Origin of the sequence: Bacteroides sp. D55t1_190419_B8 (assembly GCF_015558905.1) — a bacterium.
In the GTDB taxonomy this organism is placed as follows: Bacteria; Bacteroidota; Bacteroidia; order Bacteroidales; family Bacteroidaceae; genus Bacteroides; species Bacteroides vicugnae.
In genome coordinates this window covers 44,939-69,076 of sequence record NZ_JADMOU010000031.1, presented here as the reverse complement: position 1 = coordinate 69,076, position 24,138 = coordinate 44,939, and the positions used below count along the sequence as shown (strand labels likewise).

Sequence of the window (24,138 nt, the reverse complement as noted above, 5' to 3'; positions counted from 1 at the left end):
GTAAAAAAGCCCTGAAAATGATAGTTTTTCAGGGCTAAAAGAGGGAAAATCCGTTAAGATAAACTTTATATCATCTTTATATTGATTTTCTCATAACTTATTGATAATGAATTGATTTTTATAATTACTTCTGCTGTTTTTTTATTGACCACCTGACATTTTACCTGTTATCGTCATCATCCATTTTTTTGTTAAGGCTATCTCGCAATGAATCAAGATATAAAGTCCGGCTTTCTTTCCGGTTTCTGATATTCAAATAGATGCGGTAAAACTCTCCGGCATCGGTATTGAAAACATTACAGAAATAATCTATCAACTCTTTAATATCAATGTTTCCATAATTTATGCTTCCTTTTGCATATATAGCATAAATCAGTTCGACAAGTTCTGTTTTAGTTCCTGTCCAAGTATGTTTTATACGGGGAAATTTAGAGTTATCCATTTCGTTTTCAGGATGTTTTTCCAGTTTATTTAATTCAGCATTGAGATAAATACGGAGCATCTCATTGGCTAATATTTTAGAAACTTTGTAATCAAAACTGGTAGAAAAATTATTATCCCTTTCAAAGTAGAAGCAATCTACATTAAGTTCAATATTCGGCTCTACCCGAAGAAAATAATAACGGTCAAGATGAGTCTTCTCTGTCCTGTAATACTGGTAGAAATCTAAGTTTTTATCAAAATAATCTTTTATCCTGTCTAATTCCCTTATTATATAATTTTTCTGTGCCGTATCACTTCCAGTCGGTCGATTAGTTTCTATCTTATAAATCTCCGAGTAATAGATTAATTTGCTGAAAAGTTGGGGTTTGTACTCTTTAAAAAAACATATTTCTTCATCATCACTTTTGAACTTATAATCGTTCAGTTTCATCTTTAGCTGTTGCATAATTCCTTTTAGCAACAAAACTGCTTTTTTAGCTTTTCTTAAAGAGGCTTCTTCTTCCAGTTCAATAGCTTCAAGCTGATCATTCACTTTTTCGATTATAGTATTGACGTGTTTATTCATAAGGCTATATTTTAGGTACAAACCCCAACAGGGCATAATTAAAATTTCATTTTCAAAATCCTAATAGCGTTCAATATCGCCAATAACGATACCCCAACATCAGCAAATACCGCTTCCCATAAGGTTGCAACACCTCCTGCACCCAAAATCAACACAATGAGCTTTACACCAAAAGCCAGACTTATATTCTGTATAACAATTCGGCGTGTAGCTTTGCCTATTGTTATAGCCGTTGCTATCCGGCTCGGTTGGTCTGTCTGAATAATAACGTCTGCCGTTTCTATGGCAACGTCGCTACCCAGTCCACCCATTGCAATGCCTACGTCGCTCATGGCAAGAACAGGCGCATCGTTTATCCCATCGCCTACAAAAGCAATGTTATTACCCGGATCGGACTTCAACTGCTCTACATACTCAACCTTTCCTTCGGGCAGCAGATCGCCATGCGCTTGCGTAACGTTCAACTCTGTGGCAAGCTGCGAAACGATGGCCTGTTTATCTCCTGACAGCATTACAATATTCTTAATTCCTAACTCACGCAAAGCGTTCACGGCTGTAGCTGCATCCTCTTTCGGAGCATCGGCTACCAGAATATATCCGGAATAGATGCCATTGATAGCGCAAACAACAATCGTTTCGGGTATAGTCGCTATTTCCGGCGGGAACTCTACATTGTTTTTTATCAATAATTTAGGATTACCCACAAGAACTATTTTACCATTGATAGAAGCCTGTAAGCCGTGCCCTGCGATTTCATTCACAATCTCCGGCTTAATTACTTCGATATTCTGCTCTTTTGCATATTCCACAATAGCTTTCGCTATGGGATGCGTACTTTGCGTTTCAACCGAAGCCACTAAATTCACAAGGTCTGTTTCGAGCAGAAAATCTGCCGGAACAATCTTTTGTACCTTGAAAACTCCCTGTGTCAGTGTTCCGGTTTTATCCATCACCACCGTATTTACTTTGGTAATGGCTTCCAAATAGTTGCTTCCTTTAAATAGTATTCCTTTACGGCTTGCCGCCCCGATACCACCAAAGTAGCCCAACGGTATGCTGATAACCAAAGCACACGGGCAGGAAATAACGAGGAATACCAATCCACGATAAACCCAGTCGTACAACACAAAATTGAATGCCGGATTAATAGCAGAGTATGCCAGTGGTAATAACACTATAAGCGCAGCCAGTGCCACCACTATCGGAGTATAGATGCGGGCAAATTTGCGTATGAACTGTTCTGCGGGTGCCTTTTTTTCTGTGGCGTTCTGAACAAGGTCAAGAATACGAGCCAAAGCACTCATACCAAATGGTTTCGTTACTTCAATTCTTGAAACATTGTCGGTAAGTATCATACCTGCAAATACGTCCTCATTTTTCCGTATCGTTCTGGGAACACTCTCTCCAGTTAATGCCGAAGTATTAAAAGATGCCGATTCATTCAGTAAAATTCCGTCAAGAGGCACTCTTTCGCCTACCTTGACTTCCACAATATCACCTACATTTACATTCTCCGGCGACATTATTTCAGTTTTATCCATCTTAATAACTGTCGCTGTTTCTGGTCGGACATCAAGTAATGCACTAATGCTCCTTTTTGCACGGTTTACCGCTGCATCCTGAAAGAGTTCGCCTACGGCATAGAACAGCATTACTGCAACGCCTTCGGGGTATTCTCCGATAAAGAACGCCCCGATGGTAGCTATACTCATCAATGTAAACTCGCTGAATACGTCTTTCTGGCGAATGGCTTCCCATGCTTCTTTTATCACCGGTAAGCCTACCGGAATATAAGCGATGATATACCATGCGAGTTGTACCCACTTATCGGCAAAGAACGAAAGCCCGACAGCGGAAAAGATGATGCCTGCAATCAGCATCACAAAGGAGATAGCCGCCCGGATGTAACCTCTTTTCTGTGAGGTATCCATTTCCTGTTTGGTCTTGTCTATAACACAAGCCCCATCATTGCAATTTCCCATAATTATTTTAATTTATCGTTTATACTTCTTTTTATACAATTCCTCATTCAAAAACACAAATGGTAATAGTGTAAACAAAGTCCCAAAGAATAAGACTTCCTTTAACGGCCATCTATGAAAGAAACAATGATGATGGGGACATCTGGTTACATAATACCATAACAAAAAACCTAATGTAATCCCAATGGTTATACTTAACGCTACAATCCATTTTTTTGCTCTTGAACTAATCATTTTTTTCTTTGCAATGACCTTACTCTTTTTTTTCTTTTGCTGTCTTTTCATGACATCATTTTTTAGAGTTCTACGGCTGCAAGTTCGGCAAATGCCAGTTGATAATCCCTTTCGGCTGCAAGCGTCTGGTTTACGTTGTCGTAGTACAATCCCATTTCAACCATGTAATCAAGCAAGGATATTTCACCCGCATCAAGTGCTTTTTTCAACAGGATGGTATTATTTACGTTTGCCAGCGATTTACGATATTTGTCGGCAGTAGTTTTCAGTCCCATTGCTTTGGAATACTGTATTTGCAGTTGGCTGAAAAACTGTTGCTTGGTATCGGCTTCGCGGCTTTGGGCAGCAGCAACAGATGCCTTTGCCTGTTTCACCTGATTTTTATTCGACCATAGCGGTATGGATATACCAAGCGACACACCCTGATACCGTTGTCCGACTACTTTTTCACTCATGTATCCGGCGGTAAACTTAGGCAGGTTCATCGCTTTGCTTAGTGATACCTGTTTCTGGCTTACTTCGATTTCGTTACGCACGTATGCCAACACCGGGTTTTTATCTTCGGCTTGTACATACCAGTCGTTAAAGTTCAACGGAAGCTCACGGCTGCCGTAGTCTGCATCATTAAAGACTACGTCGATACCGCCGTTCAGCCTTTTCAACTGGGCAAGGAGTGCATCACGTTCTACTTCCATGCGCGATATTTCTCCTTGTATGGTAGAAAGGTTCAGGTTTACTTTGTTGTACTCCAAGATACTTACGTCGCCCCTGTCCATACGGTCTTTATAACCTTTGGCAATGGTTTCTGCATGTTCCAGACGCAAATAAAGTTCTTTAAGCAGGGAATTGTAATATATCAGTTCAATGCAGTATTGTTTTGCTTCGAGCAATATATTCATACGGTCGGCTTTGTACTGCCATTCCACAAGGTTGTTTCTACCGTTTGCTAACCGACTTTTCATTCCCGTAATGGTGGGAATGTCGAATGTCTGCGATACGCTAAAATCGGTACGATTACCTATATTTGAAGGGTTACCCCAGAGATAATTGAAGCCCACTTCCGGATCATCAAGGAAGATGCCCGTTTTGTTTTGCAGCTTATCCGCTTCAACTTGTTCGCGGAGGGCTTTCAGGGTTGTATTGTTCTCTTCTATCGAAGACAATACAGGGTTGATATTATTCTGCGCATTGAGCGTTATGCCTGCGAAGAGTACCAACATGGTTATTATGATTGTTCTCATTCTAATTCTAATTTAGTGTTGTTTACTTCAGGTTCCTCGTTGTCCAGAATTTCGGTTTCAACTACTTTCCTGTTTGTAATTAAGTACATGATAGGAATAATAAAGCCGTTGAGCAAAGTCGATGTGAGCAATCCGCCCAGGATAACCTTTGCCATCGGACTTTGTATTTCGTTACCCGGCAAATCACCACCCAATGCAAGCGGTATCAGTGCAAGACCGGAGGTTAATGCGGTCATCAAGATGGGGTTTAGACGGTCTAACGAGCCGGTCATTACCGCATCAAGTTTGCTATACCCCTCTGCCACAAGGTCGTTGTATCGTGAGATAAGCAACATACCGTTACGTGTAGCGATACCGAACAGGGAGATAAACCCGATAATAGCCGGTATGCTCAGAACGCCGTTAGTAAAGAAAATGGCAAACACTCCGCCGATAAGGGCAAGCGGCAGGTTAAGCAGGATAACAACGGACTGGTTTATGCTCTTAAACTGCGCAAACAGAAGCATGAAAATAGCAAGAATGGAGAAGATTGAGGTAATAAGCAGGGTGCGTGATGCTGCCTGTTCGCTCTCAAACTGTCCGCCGTACTCAATATGATAACCTTCGGGCAGTTCTATCTTTTCGTTTACGATGTCCTGAATGTCATTTACTACTCCGCGCAGGTCACGTCCGGCAACGTTAGCCGATATTACAATCTTACGGGCAACGTTTTCCCTATTGATGGTGTTGGGGCCTGTGGACGATGTTATTTCGGCTATATTACTCAATGGAATTTTACGTCCGTTGGCATCAACAATAAGGTTCTTTATCCTTTCGGCTGTTTCACGGCTATCGTCGTTTACTTTTAGGGTAAGGTCGAACGAGCGGTTTTCTTCGTACACCTGTGAAACGACTTCACCTGCGAGCATGACGTTTACAATCTTCGCAAAGTCGGGTAAGGTTATGCCGTATTTCGCCATTACTTCCCTTTTGGGTTCTATCTTCAACTGCGGACGTTCCACTTGTTGTTCTACGTTCAGATCGGCAATACCTTCAATGTCCTGAATGTTTGCTTTTATTTGGTTACCGATGGAGAACATTTTATTGAGGTCTGTTCCGAACAACTTGATAGCGATGTTGGCACGTGTACCGGATAACATAGCGTCGATACGGTGCGAAATGGGTGCGCCTATTTCTATATTCACTCCCGGCAACACTTTTATCTTTTCGCGTATTTCGGCAAGCACTTCATCTTTGGAACGTTTATCGAGGATGAACGGTGCTTCGATTTCCGATACGTTTACACCGAGTGCGTGTTCATCGAGTTCGGCACGTCCTGTTTTCCGTCCTACGGTTTGAACTTCGGGTATGGAAAGCAAGATATCTTCTGCTATACGCCCCATCTTGTCGGATTCTTCAAGCGATATACCGGGCATACTACTGATGCTTACGGTAAATGAACCCTCATTGAATGGCGGCAGGAAGCTACGACCTAATGAGAAGAAAATGATAACGGCAATCACTAAAACAACACCTGTTCCGCCAAGTACCCATTTCTTGTATTTGAGTGTCCATTTAAGGGCTACCTCGTAAACGATTTTCAGTTTCCTTACTATATACGGTTCACGTTCCGGTTTATCATCTTTTCGTGGTTTACCCAACAGGTAGCTACACAATACTGGAGTAAGGGTTAAGGCTACTACGGTAGAAGCTATCAATGCCATAATAAAGGCTACTCCTAACGGTGCAAGCATACGACCTTCCATTCCAGAAAGGAAGAACAAGGGAACGAAGCTGGCGATGATGATAAATGTGGAGTATAGAATTGGCATACGCACTTCTTTGGAAGCATCGAACACGACGTTGAGTACGGTTTTTTGCAGTTCCTTTGGTTTCTGCCTGTTCTCCCGCAATCGCTTGAACACATTTTCTACATCGACAATGGCATCATCCACAAGCGAGCCAATAGCAATAGCCATACCTCCGAGGCTCATGGTATTAATAGTAAGCCCCATGAATTTTAAGGAGAGTATTGCAAAGACTAATGACAACGGTATCGTTACAAGTGATATAATGGTTGTACGTGCGTTCATCAGGAAGATAACGAAAACGATAACCACGAAGATACCCCCTTCGTACAATGATTTCTGTACGTTATTGATGGAGTTGTCTATAAAACGTGCCTGACGAAAGATGTCGGTTGTTATCTTCACATCTGCCGGAAGCTGTTTCTGTAAATCGGCAAGCGAAGCGTCAAGTTTGTCTGTCAATTCGAGCGTACTTGTAGCCGGTTGCTTGGTAACAGTTATCAATACGGCAGCTTTGCCGTCGTTGGATGCCATACCCAGTTTAGGTGCTTTATCTCCTATTTTTACTTCAGCAATGTTTTCTATCAGGATAGGAACATTGTTTACTGTTTTGATAACAGCTTTTCCCAATGATGGTATTTTATTTGTTGAAAGCACGCCACGGATGATAAATTCGTTTCCGTATTCATACAATACACCACCTGCGGCGTTCTGGTTCATTTCGGTAACGACGTCGATTACTTCATTGAGTCCGATGTTGTAATGTTTCATCTTTCCGGGATCGAGCAATATCTGGTATTCCTTGATTTCACCACCGAGAACGGTTACCTGTGCCACTCCACCTGTTGATAATAAACGGGGGCGGATAGTCCAGTCAGATAATGTCCGCAAATCCTGTAATGAGGTTGAATCGGCGGTTACTCCGATAATCATAAGCTCACCCAGTATGGACGATTGCGGCCCCAACGTCGGATTACCAACGTTAGACGGCAACTGGTCATTGACAACGGCTAACTTTTCGGATACAATCTGACGGGCACGGTAGATGTCCGTTCCCCAGTTAAATTCTACCCATACGATAGAAAAGCCTGTGGTAGAGGATGAACGCACACGGCGTACATCAGTAGCACCGTTCAGGGCGGTTTCGACAGGGAAAGTAACGAGCCGTTCGACTTCTTCGGGAGCCATACCTCGTGCCTCTGTCATCACCACAACGGTGGGTGCATTGAGGTCGGGAAATACATCGACTTCCATATTGACGGCTGTATAGGTTCCTGCCAGCATAAGCAGCAGGGATGCCACTAAAACAACGACACGGTTGTTCAGCGAGAATTTTATTATCTTGTTCAACATACTGATTCGTGTTTTAATGGTTAGTGACTATGTCCTTCGGGCATTACTGAAGAAGTTGCTGCCAGTTTCACCTGATATACTCCTTTGGTAACTACTTTGGCTCCGCGTTGAAGACCTGAAAGGATCTGCACTCTTTCGCCGTTATTCTGTCCGAGGGTTACTTCCTGTTTCTTATATTCTTCGTCGCCTATTTGCAGATACACGAAGTTAAGTCCCTGTTCTTCGGTAATAGCAGAAACGGGAACGGATATTACATTATCCTGTAAGGTCGAAAGCAGATATACTTCGGTATATGCTCCGGGAATAATATCGCCCACGTTATCAAACTCGAATGTAACAGGAATATAGAAAGATTGGTCAGTGGATGCTTTACCGAAAGATAAAAGCCGGCCGTTAAGTTCCGAAAGTTTATATACCTGATTGTCATAGGCAGGCTTAAAGTTAGCACTACTGATGCTTTTAAGTATCTTGAAATTGTTCTCTGATACTTCGGCTCGTAGCTGCAAACGCCTATTCTGCGATACAGTTGCAATGGGCTGACCTACTGAAACGTATTCCCCCTGTGCAACAAGCCTGTTCTTAATATATCCGGCAATGGGAGCTGTAACGCTTACCCCGGTGGCTGTCATATTGCCTGCCTGTGCCTGATATACTGTTTTCGCTGTTTCATAACGCAAACGAGCCTGTTCAAAGTCCTTAGCGGAAATAATCTGGTCTTTTACCAATGATTCGGCACGTTGGAACTCTTTCTGTGCAGTTTCGTATTCAATCCGCGCTTTTACGGACGGATCGCCTTCCAACAGTTTCTTTGCTGAAATAGTTACAATGGATTGTCCGGCTTGTACGGCTGTACCGTCTGTTATGGACGGATTGGTGAAAGATACAATACCGTTGGAAGTAGCTGCAATAACAGCTTCATCACCCTGCGAGGCTTGTATCTGTCCACTGGTTTTAATGGAATTGTAGAAACTACCAAGAGCAACGGTTTCTGTCTTCAATCCAACAAGTTGCGCTTGCTGTTTGGTGAAAAGTATTTCATCCGAATGGCTGTCTTCCATTGCTTCTGCTCCGTGGTCATGTCCGTCGCCCTCGGAGTGCTTATGATCTTTCTCGTTAGCGTGGTCATGCCCATCGCCGTCAGTATGTTTATGTTCTTTATCGTTTGAATGGTCATGTCCATCACCTTCGGAGTGTTCATGCTCTTTCTCATTAGAATGGTCATGTCCATCACCATCAACATGCTCATGTTTATCACTTGATTTTTGATTGTTTTTTCCCTGACCGGAATTGCATCCGGTTAATAATATTGCGATAACAACGAATAATCCTATTATGTACGTTTTCATTTTATTTTTTAATTATTGGGGGAAGTAAAGCATATCCTGATATTTGCTTTGCTTCTCGTGAGAAATATTGATTTTTATGGGTTGATATGTATATACCAATACCCTATGCCTTGAACATATCCAAATGCACAAAGCAGCATGACTTACAGCCTGTAAGTCAAAACATCAGGAAATTATGGAAGGAGGGGCGCGTAAACCGTGAAATTGGTTTGCTTCTGCGGATTTATAGAATGAAATAAATTCTCCGTACTCAAAGTCGGAGGTTGATTCTCCCGAATCGTAGATTAAGAAATCCGCAGCTAAAAAGAATATCGGGAATAAATGTGTAAGATCATGGTTTTGACAAGAAGAAACCTTGCACTTAGTTTCATTTGTCGTTTTGGGTGAAGTATATTTAGATTCAGCAATACAAGATTGTTCATGGTCACTGTCATTAGGTAACTCACGATGGTCTGTATGTTCATCGTTTACCTGATTATCCTGTTCGCATATCTCCATAACAATACACACCAATCCCTCATGATGATGATGTGGTACTATTGCAAGTATCAGTAATACTAAACTTGACAATGCAACAAACGATATGGAAATAATTCGTTTCACTAAATCTTTTTTTACCTGTGCAAAGATAAAATAAAAAGTCATGCAACTAAGTTGCAATCTTATCACATTTTCCGCAATAGCCTTTAATTACGAAATTAACGCTCTCCAATTCCATATTTCCCGGTAGTTCTATTTGAGGAACAGGCACGTTTTCCAAACAAAATGCCTTTTTACAGTAGTTACAGTAAAAGTGTAAATGATAATCACCTTCACTACAACCGCAATCCTCCTGACAAACCGAATATTTAACCGAACCTGATCCGTCGTCAAATTTATGAATCAGCCCATTATCATTAAAGAGGTGAATTATACGAGAAATAGTCGATTTATCAATGCTCAATAATTTTTTCTCTAAGTCCCCTAAACTGAATGCTTCGGTGAACTTTAGCATTGTATCCCATACTAAAATCCGTGTAGATGTGGGCTTTATGCCTTTTCCTTCTAATAATTTTATGATAAAATCGTCCACGTATTTCAAAGATTATTTATGTTATTTATTCTATAACAAAAAGGATGTGTCAAATGATGCTGATTTTAAAATCACTGCACATCCTTTTTGCATATAATATCTTAATTATGATGGTTGCCCTTATTATGAGAGCCATCGGCACTTCCATTGTGATTGTGGCTCTTATCAGTACAGGTATTCACATCATGATTTTGTTCCCCATTGTGATTATGACTTGCATCAGTGCAAGTGTTCACATCATGGTTTTGTTCTCCATTGTGATTATGGCTTGTATCTGTACAAGTATTCACATCATGGTTTTGTCCGTTATTGTGATTATGGTTTGCATCAGTACAAGTATTCACATCGTGGTTTTGTGTGTTGTTATGATTGTGGCTTACATCCATGCAGGTATTGGAATCATGGTTATTTCCTCCATGTCCTGTGCCTGTGCCATTGTGATGGGTACCGTCATGTTTAATTCCTGAATGTTGGGAATTTGTACAAACCTGATGTGTTCCGTCTGCAAGTATATCGCAGTTTTCGTGATTTCCGGCAGCACACTGATTCAGCACGCTGCTTTTGTAGATATCGCCATTTGAAAAACCGAGTGTAGATGCACGAAGCTCCAAACTTTGATCTATATCTCCAAAGTTGCTATCATCATCCTGGCTACAAGAAACGAATGTGATAACCGATGCGAGAACCGCTAATGAATAAAATACTCTTTTCATATTCCTTTATTGTTAAAATGTTATATGTTAATATACCGCATAAGAGTAATTATACCCTACCAAAAAATAAAATAATTTTTAACTTGAACGGAGAAAGACACTTCTCATAATTTTACCACAAGATTATCTCCTATTTTTGTAGAGGGCTTTTTCTCAATATACTCCCGTAATGAAAAATCTTTTCTCAATGCTCTATCAGAAATAAAAAGTATTGAACCGCCATAAATATCGGACATAATATCATCCTTTTCAGCTATGATAACACTCTCTCCTAAATATACTTTCATATTCTCTGGACGGCGGATTCCATAAACAATGTATTGTTTTGAATTTTCTGATAACTCAATCCCACTCTTACACATATTTTCATAACCGACATAGCTGTTCAGAAAAGGCATTTCAAAGGATACAATAAATATCACGGTTAAAATCCCTATTGATATGCTGTTAATCGAACGAATTATATTCTTTCGGAAAATCAGAAAATATAAAGAAAGGAATCCAAATAGAGCAAGTGAAATTAATCCCCATATTATGGAAGTGTGAATTTCATTCAACCAAGAAAATGTAATATCATTTTTACTCAATAAAAACAACGGCAAAGCCATTATTGCTATGAGAGATAACGCTATCATAAAATATACAATCCATTTCTTATTCTTTAATCTCATCAATATAATAACTGACAGATAAGCCACAAAAGGAAATACAGGCAACATATAAATTTCAATCTTTGCACTTACAATAGATAAGACAAGAAATGACGTTAAAACAACAGTCAAAAACAATTTATCTATATCTGTTTTTATCAGCTTATTTTTAATCCCTAACAGGATAAGGGCAAAGAATAAAATTGACCAAGGAGCGAAGGAATACCAAAATACCTGAAAATAATAATAGAACGGCTCCTTATGATGGAATGAGCTAACAGCACGGTTGAATGTCTGATTAAAGAGTAAATCGTTCAAATAACTATTTCCCGCTTCAACCCACACTAAGCTGAACCAAACAGAACAAAGCAATAAGAGTATTCCCCAAGTTCTAAACCCTAAATATTTTCCACTATCCTTAATTTTCCCTTTTATAGTTAGAAATGTCAGTATAGAGACTACCGGAATAATTATTCCGATTGGCCCTTTACTGAATATTGCGAGGAAAATACAAAGAGGAAGCAAATACTTATCATATTTTCTCTCTCTGCCTGAATACATTCTATAAAAAACATATAATGCCAATGTTATAAACATAGACATTAACATATCCATTCTTAGAATAATGGCTCCACCCATAAATAGAGCGCTTGTGAACAATAATAGTTTTGCACTGGATTGATATTCGTTTGGAAGTTCAGCTCGTGTCCACCTGTCCATCGTAAACTGAATGACAAAAGCGGGTAGTAATGAGAATAGCGACAAGAACCATATTTGATGACTTCCGAATATCTTTTTTCCGAGCATTATAATCCAGAAATATAAAGGCGGTTTATCGGCATATATTTCACCATGATTATAAAATGAGAAAAAATTCCCTGTTTTTAAGGCATCATCAACTATATTCAAATATCTAAGTTCGTTTGCAGGCGTATAATCCCGGAGTAGGATTAATGGGAACATTAATGCAAAAACAAGAATATAGTAGATGTGGTCAATCGTAAATAATCGTTTTAATGTCATAGTTAATAATTAAGGATTAACACCTATTGATTTTCCATTGAGTTAAACCACTCAATAAATGATTTTATTCCTTCCGGTAATACTGTTTTGGGCTTATAATGAATGTATCTGGTCAATTTGCTTATATCAGCATAGGTTTCCTTTACATCACCGGATTGAAAAGGGTACATTTCCAAATGAGCGTCTTTTTGCATTTCATATTCAATCGCTTCTATAAACTGGAGTAAATTAACTGGCTTTGAATTGCCGATATTAAAAATCTGATAGAAAGCGGAATCTGAATTTTTATCCGGAGTTTTATCCAAGAGTAAGACGATGCTTTTTATAACATCATCTATATAGGTGAAATCTCTAAGCATATCCCCATTATTAAAAACCTTGATTGTTCTGCCCTCCCGAATAGATCTTGCGAAAATCATCGGAGCCATATCAGGTCTTCCCCATGCTCCATATACAGTAAAAAGTCTTATTCCTGTGGAGGGCAAATTGAACAAATGACTATAAGAATGAGCCATCAGTTCATTACTTTTTTTTGTTGCAGCATAAAAACTGGCAGGATTATCAACTGTGGCAGATTCCTTAAAAGGAATTTTATTGTTCAATCCATAAACCGAAGAACTGGAAGCATATATAAGATGCTTGATATTATTATGCCTGCAACACTCTAAGATATTTACAAAGCCAAGAATGTTAGAGTTGATATAAGCATGGGGATTTTCTAAAGAATACCGAACCCCCGCTTGTGCTGCCAGATTGATAACATAATCAAATTGATACTTCTTAAAAAGAACACCTAATTGTATAAAGTCCGTAAGATCAATCTTTCCAAAATCATAATTGCAATAAAATGAACTATGGACTACTTCATTTTCTGTTATATCCTCTTTTCCTATTCCACATTCAGACAACCTGCCATATTTTAGGTTTACATCGTAATAGTCATTTATATTATCTATTCCCACAACGAAATTCTCTTTATTTTCAACCAATGCTTTTACCAAGTGAAATCCGATAAATCCTGCACTGCCTGTAACTAATATTTTCATTTAATCTCTTTTTTAGATTCATCCTCATTACAGTTTTTTATAATCAACCACACATTTCTGGAATATGTGATAAAACCAAAACTTTGACCAATAAGCAATACCGGATCTTCTCTGAATATTGCGTATGCAATAGTTATCAGAGAACCTATTATACTCAACAGCCAAAAGTTTAAGGGAAGGACAGATTCACCTCTCAATCTTGAATGCCACCATTGATAAACAAAGCGGAAAGTGAAAATTATCTGACCTGCGGAACCAAATAGAAGTAACCATAACGATATATTTGAAAATAACCTGTCAATGCTTACTTCATTGTTATATAGCACATAGCAAAGTGCGGCAGCAGGTATTAAGAGAATTACTGTTCTTATAGCTAAATGGATTTTTTTCCAGTTGTTTTTACTATTCAAATTCCATATATAGATATAATAGGAGAATAGTTGTCCGAGAATTATTACAAAATCTCCCCTTAGCCACCCATATATAGAAAATAATATAGAAGCTAATAAACTTAACTGCCAATAGATAGTCGGAGATACAACTTTTTTAGCCTTTTCCGATAAAATCCACTGAATAAGCATTCTGGCAGAAAATAACCCCTGTGCTAAAAAACCTAAAACAAAATACCAAATGTCGTTATTCACTTTTTGCTATGGCTTAATTAATACCTTCTTTTTCAATAGTATAGTTTATGTACCGTTTCTTCATCCATCGGAAAGCAAAGCAATCCATAAAAGGACTAACCAACCTGTTCCATAAATGAAATTTTGATTGACCTGCGGTACGTTCAAAATGCCTAACAGGAACCTGCTTTACCCTGCCATGTTGTAACTGAAGGAGAGCAGGTAGGAAACGGTGCATCCCCGTAAACATCGGAATGCGTTTAGCGTATTCGGTATGAATAATTTTTAGTGGACACCCCGTATCTTCTATGCCGTCATTAGTCATCATGCGGCGAAAACTATTGGCTATTTTCGACGATAGTTTTTTTCCTAAACTATCTTTGCGTCCTGTACGGATACCCATTACCATTTCATATTCATTTCTATATGGCAATAAAAGTTCAAAATCTTTAGGCGCTGTTTGTAAATCAGCATCTATATATCCGACAAATGACGACTGGGCTATATCTATCCCTGCTTTTATAGCTGCGCTTAATCCGCAATTTCGAGCAAAACTTATATAAAAAAGATGACGGTTTCGCTGACACACTTCCTGTATCAATGTTTTGCTTTGGTCTTTCGATCCATCATCAACGAATAGTATGCAGGTTTTTACTGATGAAGAACATACATATTCAGATAGTTCCTTTTCAAGTTTGTTTATATTTTCTTCTTCATTATAAACAGGAACTATTATGGTTAAATCATAATCTTTTGTAGAGTTCATATCATTTATATTTTAAAATTGCATTGAAAGCGATAAACCACCCTGCTGACCTGTGTAATAGGGGTAAAAAGCAAGATTTCGTTTGTTCTTTTTCTCCTGACCACCTTTAAATATTTTCTTTTCAACAGTAGGATAGAGCCAATAGGCAAGTTTTGTACTTAATATGCCAAGCCCGGCACCGAATGCGACGTCGCCTACCCAGTGCTTATTATTGTATATGCGGAATGCTCCGGTTCCCGCAGCGATAGTATATCCCGCTATTCCATACCAGATTGAAACATCTTTATATTCTTGCCAAAGAAATTCAGCACCCATAAAAGCGATTGCCGTATGCCCTGACGGAAAAGAATTTTTTGCGGATTTATCTGGTCTTTCAACTCGTGCCGTATATTTTAAACCATTCACTGAAGCCGCCGTGAACAGGCTTGCCATTCCTAAAATAATCGTCCTGTCTTTGAAATTGTGTTTGCCTTTTATCCCGACTAAGTTTAAAGCATATACACTCGCCGCAGGTACATATTGCGTTATATCATCAATCTGAAACTTTTCAGGTTTGTGTGTTATTACTTCATGCCCTATGGCATAGTTTAATAGGCGATTTTTGGGCGCTAATGTTGCTTCTATTGTTCCGTACAACATCAGGGATGCAGGTATTATTAATTGTTTATATGAGAATTTATAGTCATTTACCTGAATACTATCGCTTTCAGAAAGCGTGTTATTATTTGTTTGGGTATAAGCATTTGGGAGTGAAACCGAAAGTAATAACACAATGGTACACAATGCTTTTGTCAATTTTAAAAACATCTTATTTATATTATTTTTTTGGGATTGTTCGGAAAATTAGATATAGCGGTGGCTTAGTATCTACCGGAAGATAGATTACAAGCACAAAGGATAAAGACTATAATTTAGTCTTTCTGTTATGAAAAGGTGAAAGGAGGTGCCCGCAAACCATGAAATTGATTTGCTGCTGCGGATTTATAGCTTAGTATATACTCACCGTAATCAGATTCGATAAATGAACTATCTAAACTATAATTAAATAAATTTCCAACAAGGAAAAAGATAGGAAATAAAACAGTATCATTTTGATTATCTGATACTTTTAGTTTTGTTTCATCAACAGATGTAGGAATGATGAATTTTGATTTAGCAATACAGGTTTCATCGTGATTTTGCTCACTATCCGTATCGCTGTGATGTGTATGTTCATCGTTTATTGCATTATCCAACTCACACAACTCGATAACAATGCAGGCTTTCCCACCATGATGATGATGTGGAATAACTGCAAAAACCAAAAATAGTATGGTTGAGAGTACAATAGCGGATATGGAACATTTATTTTTCAAACTTAATATCTTAACTGTGGTTAGATAATTTTATTATAGGCAATGTGTTTTAAAAAAGGGATTCAATAAAGAAATTGTTTCCCCTTTATTGAATCCCATCGTACATAAAGGTTATTAATGGTGTTTACCATCATGCGAACCGTGTGAATGACCATCTTTGTCATGTGTTCCATGATCGGTTCCATTGTGATGGGTGCCGTCATGGTTTTTCCCTGAATGGTCGGAATATGCGCAGGCTTCGTGAGTGCCATCGTTATAAATATCACAATTTTCATGATTTCCCGCTGAACATTGCTCTGCTACACTTGCTTGGTAAGCTGCAACATCATCAAATCCTAAAGCCGCAGCTCTGGCTTCAATATCTTGTTTTGCTGATGTCCCAAAATCTTCATGGTCGTCATTACTGCAAGCAACGAATGTTACTGCAAATAAAACTACTGCCAACGAATAAAATAACTTTTTCATTTGATCTACTAATTTACGAATTTGTACTTTGTTTTTTTCTGAAGCGCTTTCGTAATAGTAACCGCATAAAGCAGGGTTTACCCTACCATAAATCAAAAAATAATTTCAAGAAATACCGTTGGAGTAAATGGAGTTGCTTTTGTGAAGATATTTGTTGCAGTATTTTGACCGGAAATCTGATAGTTGTATTTTATATTCTTAGTACCAAACACATTCAATAGCGATACGCCTGCTTGCAGCCTTACTTTCTTTATTTGTGCCCTGTATGTAGCACCTATATCAAAGCGGCTGTATGGCTCATCGGAATAATCCGTATGTTCGTGTTCGGAGCCATGCTGTCCTTCCTCATTGCCTTGTCCATGTCCGTGCCCTCCAGTGGAAATATAAGAAAAGCCTGTACCATAAACATAACTCAACGAAAAATAGAAAGGATCGAATGCCCCGATACCTCCGACTTTTATTTCATGCGAAAGTTCGTTTTGCGGTTTACTAAGGCGGTTGATGGAATACGAGCCATATAAAGTATGATTTCTGATTAGCTTTTTGGCAAACAAGTCTGCTCCTAAAATCGTATTATCTATTTTATAGACTGTATTATCCAAAAAATACTGACTGTTTTTTGTAGTCTTATAATATCCTTCCATACTGACCAAGAAGCCGTTTTTACTGTATGCAATACCTGCGGTAGTGTGCATTGCCTTTGTAAAGGTACTGTCTGCCATAGTCCATACGGTTTGAAATCCCGATTCATCATATTGGTATGCGGTACGGGTAAGAAACTGATTGTATAGTCCCCACGAAGCAGTTGCAGTTAGTTCTTCCGATATTTTATATGTGCCGGATAAACGGGGCTGTACATAGACTTTTTTATTCAATGGCATATCCACCCGTACACCTGCACTTAAAGTCAAATTATCCAATAATATATTATCTGTAATATAGACTGTCGGCTTATCCAGTTCTCCGCATAGCTCGTTCAGACTTACCCTGTATTGTTGCCACTCCCCGCCAACTTGTACTTTGTTACGGCTTCCGATATTAAAGTCATGGTTAAGTCTTACCGAAAACTCCTGTACCTCATTATCCAGATGACTAACATCGTCTGTTGTCGGCTTTTTATCTCCCAGTATTGTGAGATTATCCAACAAAGAGGTAAGCCGTGAGAATGTAGCCACAACTTTTGTAGTTGAGCCGTTTTCCCATACCCGTTTATAAGAAGCCGCCCCACCATATTGCCTGTTCTTTTCAGAAGCATTGACATCATACTCGTTTGGTTGATTTACCGAGTATTTAAAGCGGTCATTAGCTCCATACAGGCTGATGTAATAGGAATCATCCTTAAATGCTTTTCCTGATAGCTTTAAATTGGCATCATTGAAATGGTAATCAGGCTTTATATATATGCTTGAATAAATCGTTTGTGGATTATTTTCACTATTGGATAAATCCACATTCTCATTGTTATACAGGTTATAGAAAGTCTGCCTGTAAGCAGCAGAGATATTCAATTTCTTTGTCAAGGGTACCGAAGCAAAAAGGTTCATTGTATAATTGCTGACAGTTGCTTTTACAGACGGAGCATTAAAATTACCGTCTATACCTGTTATCTCCGTAATGGCACCGATACGTCCGCCCTGATTGGAGCCGTACCCGCCTTTCAAGATGCGTATGTCTTTTACCATATAGGGATTGACCGAACCTATATGGTCGTTATAGTTCTTTATACCGAATAGCGTATATCCGTCGTATGTTATCTTGCTTTCACCCATATTACTGCCCCACACAATCAGGTCTTCCGATGGCTCGCCCGATGCTCTTACTCCGGGCATCATCCGCATAAGGTTAAATACGGAATTATCATTGCTTCCGGGAATATATTTTGAAATTTGATGATTGATGCGGATTTCGCCGGGACTATTGCCGGATTGGATAAGCATTGTGGCGGGAGCAGGACTGACGATTACTTCATCCATAGTAAAAACAGCAGATTGTAGCCGGATTTCGTTTAGTCCGGGAGAAAGAATAGTATCTTGTGCCTGATAGCCCAAATACTGCACTTGTACACGCTGATTTCCTTTTTTCTCGGTTTTGAAAGAAAAATAACCTGCTTCATCAGTTGAAACGGTCTTTTCGGGAGTAGTGATATAAGCGTAAGGTAAACCTTCTTCGCTATCTGCATCCCTTATTGTCCCTGAAAACGTATAGTACCGCTTAACTTCAACAACAGGCGGTTGCTCTATCTTTTCAGTATAGGAAGCGATAACATAAACTCCGTTTATATTTTCGTGGCGAAACGGTTTATCTTTCAGCAAAAAATCAAGTGCGCTTTGAGGATTATTAAATTTTCGATTGACCGTTACCTTATATTGGGAAAGGGCATTATCATCAAAAGAAATTTCTACGGGTAATCCCCGCAGAACATCGTTAAGGGGCTTGTCATTAACGACCAAATGCAGCTCTTGTGAAAAAGCTGCAATTGTGCCTGTAAGGGTTATTATAAGTATAACTATAAATTTCTTCAATTACTTTATCTTAAATTCTATTCCGAACGGTTTACCTACTATTTTAAGCACATCATTCGGATCTTTAGCTTTCGTAAAATTACCTGAATATGAATAATTCAGATTTGAATTAGGCAATACTTCAATATCATACTGTCTTTCAATCTCCTGAATTACATCTTGCAAAGGTACGCTAACAAAAACAAATTTACCATGTTTCCAATTAATAGATTCTTTCGCATCTTCGACATCATTAGTGGTAAGTTTGCCATTACTTAATAATGCCTGCATATTCGGGGTAAGTATTACTGATTCCGATTTATCCGAAACATTCACCTTTCCGGTAAGACAGGTTACCTTAAAATTTTCGGCACGGGAAAACACATTAAAACTTGTTCCCAGTACACTTACAGTGTATTGCCCGGAACGTACATCAAATGTGCTTCCTTTTTCAACTTCAAAATATGCTTCGCCTTTCAGTTCTACATCACGGGAAATAAACCACCAGAGAGGTTTATAGCCGATTTTACTTTCGGCATTCAAATCTACTTTAGAGCCGTCGGGTAAAACCACCGCCAGATGTGTACCTCTTTCAGCAACTTCATTTTTTGTATAGAAAAATGCTATGGAGGGTAGAATTATAGCTATTGCAGCAATAGATGCAGCCGCATAAAACCACAATGATCTTTTTCGGGGAGCCATTTCAATAACTTTGGGAGTTTCTTCCAATCCTTCAAAGACACTATCCCAAATATCTTCTTTGCTTTTACTCCATTTAGGGGTTATTTTAATATCATCCGTTTTCATATCTTCTTTAATTATAATAGTTCTGTCCTAAGAAATTGCAAAGCAGCGCTCATCCGTTTTTCGACAGCTTTTACGCTTATATCCAAACATTGGGCTATTTCACTATACTTTAGTTCATCATTCCGGCTCATCAGGAAAACAACCCTTTGTAATTCCGGCATCTTTTCTAATGCTTTAGCATAAGTAGATGCCAATTCTTCAAAGTTTAATTCATCTTCGGGCGACAAGGGACTATCAATCTGAATACTCATACTCACCTCATAATCTAAACGGGTAGAACTTTTTCGATAATTGCTTATAACCATATCGTTTGCTATCTTATAAAGCAATGGTTTTAAATTAAGGTTATCCAGTTGTTCCCGTTTCTCCCAAATCTTCATAAAGACATCCTGTGCCATATCCGATGCTGCATCCCTATCGCCACAGCGATAGAAGATAAAACTTCGAATCGTATCAAAATACTTATCGAATAATTGTTTGAACTCTGCTTTGCTTATCATCCAGTTGGACATTTTACTATTATACCGCATGAAGATATAAATACCCTACATGAAATTATAAAGATTTTTGGTAATCAACTTTCAACACACCCGAATCATATACTTTTGTCTTTATTATTTCCCACTTAGATTCCTTGTTTTGTTCAGGAAATAAAGATATGCCTTTGCCCAAAATTATGGGGAAGTAGCAAATTTGCATTTCGTCAATCAAATCTGCGGCGAGCAACATTGAAATTAATTCTCCGCCTCCAACTAACCAAATATCTTTACCTTCCTGATTGCGAAGTTCAGAAATCGTTTCAATAATATTCTCCGTGATAAAACGTACATTCTCCTTTGTATCCCATTCATGGTGGGATACAACATAAGCCATCTGTTCCGAATATGGCCAAATTACATCCATGTTCATAATTTCACGGTAAGTACGACCGCCCATAATAACCGTATCAACCGAAGCTGATAGATTTTTGCAACCGTAATCTGTCTTTTCACGATTTGGGCATCCGGTAAGCCATTCCAATCCGCCGCCTGGCTCTGCAATCCGTTGGTCAAGTGATGCAGCGATGTAAAGGATAATTTTTTTCATGCTACTGAATTTAATTGTTTATACCATTGCTCGCTGTATCTCAAAAAAGAAGCGTGGAACTCACACTGCTCCGATACGAGGTACTGGTATACCTTTGAAAGAAACAGGCAAGCCCACGCCATACTCTCGTATAGCATGAACATTGCGCTATCTGTCCCTTTCAGTTGAAAATTACCAGTTTTCGTATCGAGACGTTCAGCGAACGTTATGTTATATATAAACGGAATTAATCCGCTAAAATTCTATTTATCTGGTGCAAAGATACCAAATTAGTTTAAGGTATTAAAGTCTTTCCAGTTGAGATTGTTGGTGCAAGGTGCAAGTATCTATATATAGATAAACTTGCACCTTGCACTACGTCTAAAAGATTATTTTTCAAAACCTTTGGTGATTTCAAAAATTGTAGTAACTTTGAACCCAAGTTTTATGCAGACAAATTGGCGTCAATAGCAGCCAGAACTGCCAAGAAAATAAGGCAGAAAAGGATATTGCTCCAATTCGTACCACATAAACAAAAAAAGATTTTTAATCACTGAATATATGCGTTTTGCGGTCGCGGGTTCGAGTCCCGTCCGCACCGCAAAGGAGAATGAGTAAAATCATTCTCCTTTTTTGTTGATAATAAATGCTTATCCTGTTCCAAGTTCTATATAACAAAGAAAAGAGATTCTCAACGACCTACCTGCCGTTGCTGTTCTGCATTATATCGGTCTCCTATAACAGGAATAGCTGCAACGGCATCCTCCAATTCTTTCCACTCCTCGGGCGAAAGAGCAAAAGACAATGTGTATAGGTTTTCCTCGAGATGTGACAGTTTCGTCGTTCCGGGAATGGGTACGATCCAAGGTGCTTTCTGCAACAGCCAGCCGAGTGCTACTTGCGCCGAGGTCATGCCTCGCGTGCGGCCGAAAGCTTGTAGAACATTCACGATACGGGTATTCATCCGCATCGCTTCCGGCTGAAAACGTGGCAAGGTCTGGCGGTTATCATTGTTCGGATCAAAAACCGTGTATTCATTGATACAACCACCTAGAAAACCGCGATTTAACGGACTATATGGAACAAACCCGATACCCAATTCCCGACAGGTGTCGAGCACTCCGTTTTCTTCCACCAAACGATGCATCAAATGATACTCACTTTGAATCGCTGTGAGCGGACATACAGCATGAGCCTTGCGAATAGTATCGGCACTCACTTCACACATTCCCCAACGCTGCACCTTCCCTTCTTTCATCAGGTCGGCAATAGTCGATGCTACCTCTTCCACCGGAGTATCCGGATCAGCGCGGTGCTGGTAAAACATGGGAAGTGAATCGAGTCGGAGGCGACGGAGTGACTCTTCACAATAACGACGGATGGTTTCCGGGCGGCTGTTCTGACGCCCCGTGGCTTTTCCGTTAATTACCTCATGTCCGAATTTAGTCGTTACGTTAATCCGGCCTTTAAATTCGGATAATGCTTCCCCGGCCAGTTCTTCATTCGTTAGCGGTCCATAGATTATAGCGGTGTCGAAAAGCGTAATGCCACGATTTACCGCTTCATGCAACAAGCGGATGCACTGTTTCTTGTCCGGATGTTGACTGCGGTTGTAAGTCATCCCCATCACACCGAAACCGAGTGCCGATACTTCGAAAGCCGCCTTGCCTGTACCCAATACCCGATGCTCTCTAATACGTGCAGACTCATTGTCAGTACGAGATGTTTCGGGTTGCTTCGTTTCAGATGCAAAAACCTTATCCAATCCAGTTGGCACAGCTAATGCTGCTCCCGCCAGTGCCGTCGCCTTGAGAAATCCGCGACGGCTAATATTCATTTTATTGTTCTCTTCCATAAATTTACGTTTTTACATTACTCCTTTCGCCCACTCTCCGGCTTGCTTAACGCTTCCGTTCAACAACTGCCCTTCTCCCCATGTAATTTTTGGATAAAGTTTCTTGAGTTGTTTTACACTATTAGTTATCGAGCTTCCTCCGGAAGTCGCGAATGGAATAACGGTTTTACCGGAGAAATCATATTTCTCAAGGAATGTATTGACCGGACGCGGACATAAATTCCACCATATCGGATAACCAAGGAATACCACGTCGTAATCTTTCAGATCAAGCACTTCTCCACCCAATTCCGGACGTGAATTTTCAGTCGTCATTTCAATTGAGCTACGGCTACTCTTGTTGTTCCAGTCGAGATCTGCTGAGGTATAGGCCGTAACGGGAGTTATCCGGTAAAGTTTGCCGCCAATCGTTTTTGCAATGGCATCGGCAACTTTTTCTGTAGTTCCAGTACAAGAGAAATAGGCAACCAAGATTTTCTTATCGGACTGTACATTAGTATCCGCTGTCTGATTCTGCGCTTTTGATGAGCAGCTAAAGCAAAGGAGACTCATAAATATGAATATAATCTGTTTCATTTTATTTTGATTTTAAATATTTCTTATCACTAATTAGTTTAGACATTATCACGATGGAGTAACACCACAGGCTTCTCATTCTTCTATTACTTTGATAAAATGTGCAGGAACACCACCCACAACCGTATTCGCTTCCACATCTTTTGTCACTACAGCTCCGGCACCAACAACAGCATTATCACCGATAGTCACTCCCTGAAGAATCGTCGCGTTAGAACCTATCCATACATTCTTACCGAGTACGATAGGTGCAGGATAAGTCGTTTTACGGTCTTGCGGAGCCAACCCGTGATTAAGTGTAGCAAAAACCACATTATGCCCAATTTGACAACCGTCACCAATAGTCACACCACCATGATCCTGAAAATGACAGCAGGCATTCATAAACACACCCTCACCAACGGTAATATTCTTACCAAAATCCGTATAAAACGGTGGAAAGACCCGGAGCGACGATGGCACCTGATAACCGAACAACCCGGAGAGTAATCGGCGCACTTCTTCCGGTGTGTGATATGCCGTATTCAGTTGGAAGGTGATACGTCTTGCCTCATTACTCATATCATCCATCAAACGATGTATTTCTTCTGTATTAAGCGCCTTGCGCGTCTTTACATATTCCTTAAATTCCTCGGTAGTCATAGTATTTCCTTTCAAAAGATAAAACAG

Annotated in this window: 23 protein-coding genes; all 23 read right to left on the bottom strand. The window is 39.4% G+C overall.

The genetic code is table 11. From position 1 onward, the window contains the following. Positions 1–160: 160 nt before the first annotated feature. The 23 genes from I2I13_RS20470 to I2I13_RS20360 all read right to left on the bottom strand — a co-directional run bounded on the left by I2I13_RS20470 (position 161) and on the right by I2I13_RS20360 (position 24,111). The gene (locus tag I2I13_RS20470; RefSeq protein ID WP_163176180.1) at positions 161–1,009 is read right to left on the bottom strand and encodes an RteC domain-containing protein; all 849 of its coding nucleotides are present in this window, start codon (positions 1,007–1,009) and stop codon (positions 161–163) included. Between the two features lie 38 nt (positions 1,010–1,047). Beyond that, positions 1,048–2,991, bottom strand: coding sequence for a heavy metal translocating P-type ATPase (locus tag I2I13_RS20465; RefSeq protein WP_129733342.1), 1,944 nt, complete (start codon positions 2,989–2,991; stop codon positions 1,048–1,050). A gap of 12 nt (positions 2,992–3,003) precedes the next feature. Continuing rightward, positions 3,004–3,276, bottom strand: coding sequence for a hypothetical protein (locus tag I2I13_RS20460; RefSeq protein ID WP_129733343.1), 273 nt, complete (start codon positions 3,274–3,276; stop codon positions 3,004–3,006). An 11-nt stretch (positions 3,277–3,287) separates the two neighbouring features. After that, positions 3,288–4,466 (bottom strand): TolC family protein, encoded by a 1,179-nt coding sequence (locus I2I13_RS20455; protein WP_129733344.1) that lies wholly within the window; start codon positions 4,464–4,466, stop codon positions 3,288–3,290. Continuing rightward, positions 4,463–7,606, bottom strand: coding sequence for an efflux RND transporter permease subunit (locus tag I2I13_RS20450; RefSeq protein ID WP_129733345.1), 3,144 nt, complete (start codon positions 7,604–7,606; stop codon positions 4,463–4,465). The genes I2I13_RS20455 and I2I13_RS20450 overlap by 4 nt, the downstream gene beginning before the upstream one ends. A 20-nt stretch (positions 7,607–7,626) precedes the next feature. After that, positions 7,627–8,952, bottom strand: coding sequence for an efflux RND transporter periplasmic adaptor subunit (locus I2I13_RS20445; protein WP_129733346.1), 1,326 nt, complete (start codon positions 8,950–8,952; stop codon positions 7,627–7,629). A 165-nt stretch (positions 8,953–9,117) separates the two neighbouring features. Next, complete coding sequence (locus tag I2I13_RS20440) at positions 9,118–9,555, bottom strand: DUF6769 family protein (protein ID WP_129733347.1); 438 nt, start codon at positions 9,553–9,555, stop codon at positions 9,118–9,120. A gap of 46 nt (positions 9,556–9,601) precedes the next feature. Beyond that, entirely contained in the window at positions 9,602–10,024 is a 423-nt protein-coding gene (locus I2I13_RS20435) for a Fur family transcriptional regulator (RefSeq protein WP_129733348.1), read from the bottom strand. Positions 10,025–10,125: 101 nt separating this feature from the next. Next, the gene (locus I2I13_RS20430; RefSeq protein WP_129733349.1) at positions 10,126–10,737 is read right to left on the bottom strand and encodes a hypothetical protein; all 612 of its coding nucleotides are present in this window, start codon (positions 10,735–10,737) and stop codon (positions 10,126–10,128) included. Positions 10,738–10,841: 104 nt separating this feature from the next. Continuing rightward, a complete protein-coding gene (locus I2I13_RS20425) occupies positions 10,842–12,410 on the bottom strand; it encodes a glycosyltransferase family 39 protein (protein WP_129733350.1) in 1,569 nt (522 codons plus the stop codon). A 23-nt stretch (positions 12,411–12,433) separates the two neighbouring features. Beyond that, the gene (locus I2I13_RS20420; RefSeq protein WP_129733351.1) at positions 12,434–13,456 is read right to left on the bottom strand and encodes an NAD-dependent epimerase/dehydratase family protein; all 1,023 of its coding nucleotides are present in this window, start codon (positions 13,454–13,456) and stop codon (positions 12,434–12,436) included. Continuing rightward, positions 13,453–14,037: a lipid-A-disaccharide synthase N-terminal domain-containing protein gene (locus I2I13_RS20415; RefSeq protein ID WP_203558323.1), complete on the bottom strand. Its 585-nt coding sequence runs from the start codon at positions 14,035–14,037 to the stop codon at positions 13,453–13,455. The genes I2I13_RS20420 and I2I13_RS20415 overlap by 4 nt, the downstream gene beginning before the upstream one ends. A gap of 76 nt (positions 14,038–14,113) precedes the next feature. Continuing rightward, on the bottom strand, positions 14,114–14,845 hold the full coding sequence (locus I2I13_RS20410) for a glycosyltransferase family 2 protein (protein WP_129733353.1): 732 nt from the start codon (positions 14,843–14,845) through the stop codon (positions 14,114–14,116). Positions 14,846–14,857: 12 nt separating this feature from the next. Continuing rightward, positions 14,858–15,652 (bottom strand): phosphatase PAP2 family protein, encoded by a 795-nt coding sequence (locus I2I13_RS20405; RefSeq protein ID WP_129733354.1) that lies wholly within the window; start codon positions 15,650–15,652, stop codon positions 14,858–14,860. A gap of 116 nt (positions 15,653–15,768) precedes the next feature. Further along, a complete protein-coding gene (locus tag I2I13_RS20400; protein ID WP_129733355.1) occupies positions 15,769–16,200 on the bottom strand; it encodes a DUF6769 family protein in 432 nt (143 codons plus the stop codon). A gap of 114 nt (positions 16,201–16,314) precedes the next feature. Next, positions 16,315–16,665: a hypothetical protein gene (locus I2I13_RS20395; protein ID WP_129733356.1), complete on the bottom strand. Its 351-nt coding sequence runs from the start codon at positions 16,663–16,665 to the stop codon at positions 16,315–16,317. Between the two features lie 92 nt (positions 16,666–16,757). After that, the gene (locus tag I2I13_RS20390) at positions 16,758–19,187 is read right to left on the bottom strand and encodes a carboxypeptidase-like regulatory domain-containing protein (RefSeq protein ID WP_129733357.1); all 2,430 of its coding nucleotides are present in this window, start codon (positions 19,185–19,187) and stop codon (positions 16,758–16,760) included. Beyond that, the gene (locus I2I13_RS20385) at positions 19,188–19,973 is read right to left on the bottom strand and encodes a FecR family protein (protein ID WP_129733358.1); all 786 of its coding nucleotides are present in this window, start codon (positions 19,971–19,973) and stop codon (positions 19,188–19,190) included. An 11-nt stretch (positions 19,974–19,984) separates the two neighbouring features. Then, positions 19,985–20,473 carry an RNA polymerase sigma factor gene (locus I2I13_RS20380; protein WP_129733359.1) on the bottom strand — a complete coding sequence of 163 codons (489 nt, stop codon included), beginning with the start codon at positions 20,471–20,473 and terminating at the stop codon, positions 19,985–19,987. 55 nt (positions 20,474–20,528) lie between these two features. Continuing rightward, positions 20,529–21,059: a dihydrofolate reductase family protein gene (locus I2I13_RS20375; RefSeq protein WP_129733360.1), complete on the bottom strand. Its 531-nt coding sequence runs from the start codon at positions 21,057–21,059 to the stop codon at positions 20,529–20,531. Positions 21,060–21,729: 670 nt separating this feature from the next. Beyond that, complete coding sequence (locus tag I2I13_RS20370; protein ID WP_195650362.1) at positions 21,730–22,893, bottom strand: aldo/keto reductase; 1,164 nt, start codon at positions 22,891–22,893, stop codon at positions 21,730–21,732. Between the two features lie 12 nt (positions 22,894–22,905). Then, the gene (locus tag I2I13_RS20365) at positions 22,906–23,469 is read right to left on the bottom strand and encodes a flavodoxin (RefSeq protein ID WP_195650361.1); all 564 of its coding nucleotides are present in this window, start codon (positions 23,467–23,469) and stop codon (positions 22,906–22,908) included. 75 nt (positions 23,470–23,544) lie between these two features. After that, complete coding sequence (locus tag I2I13_RS20360) at positions 23,545–24,111, bottom strand: sugar O-acetyltransferase (protein ID WP_195650360.1); 567 nt, start codon at positions 24,109–24,111, stop codon at positions 23,545–23,547. Positions 24,112–24,138: the final 27 nt, after the last annotated feature.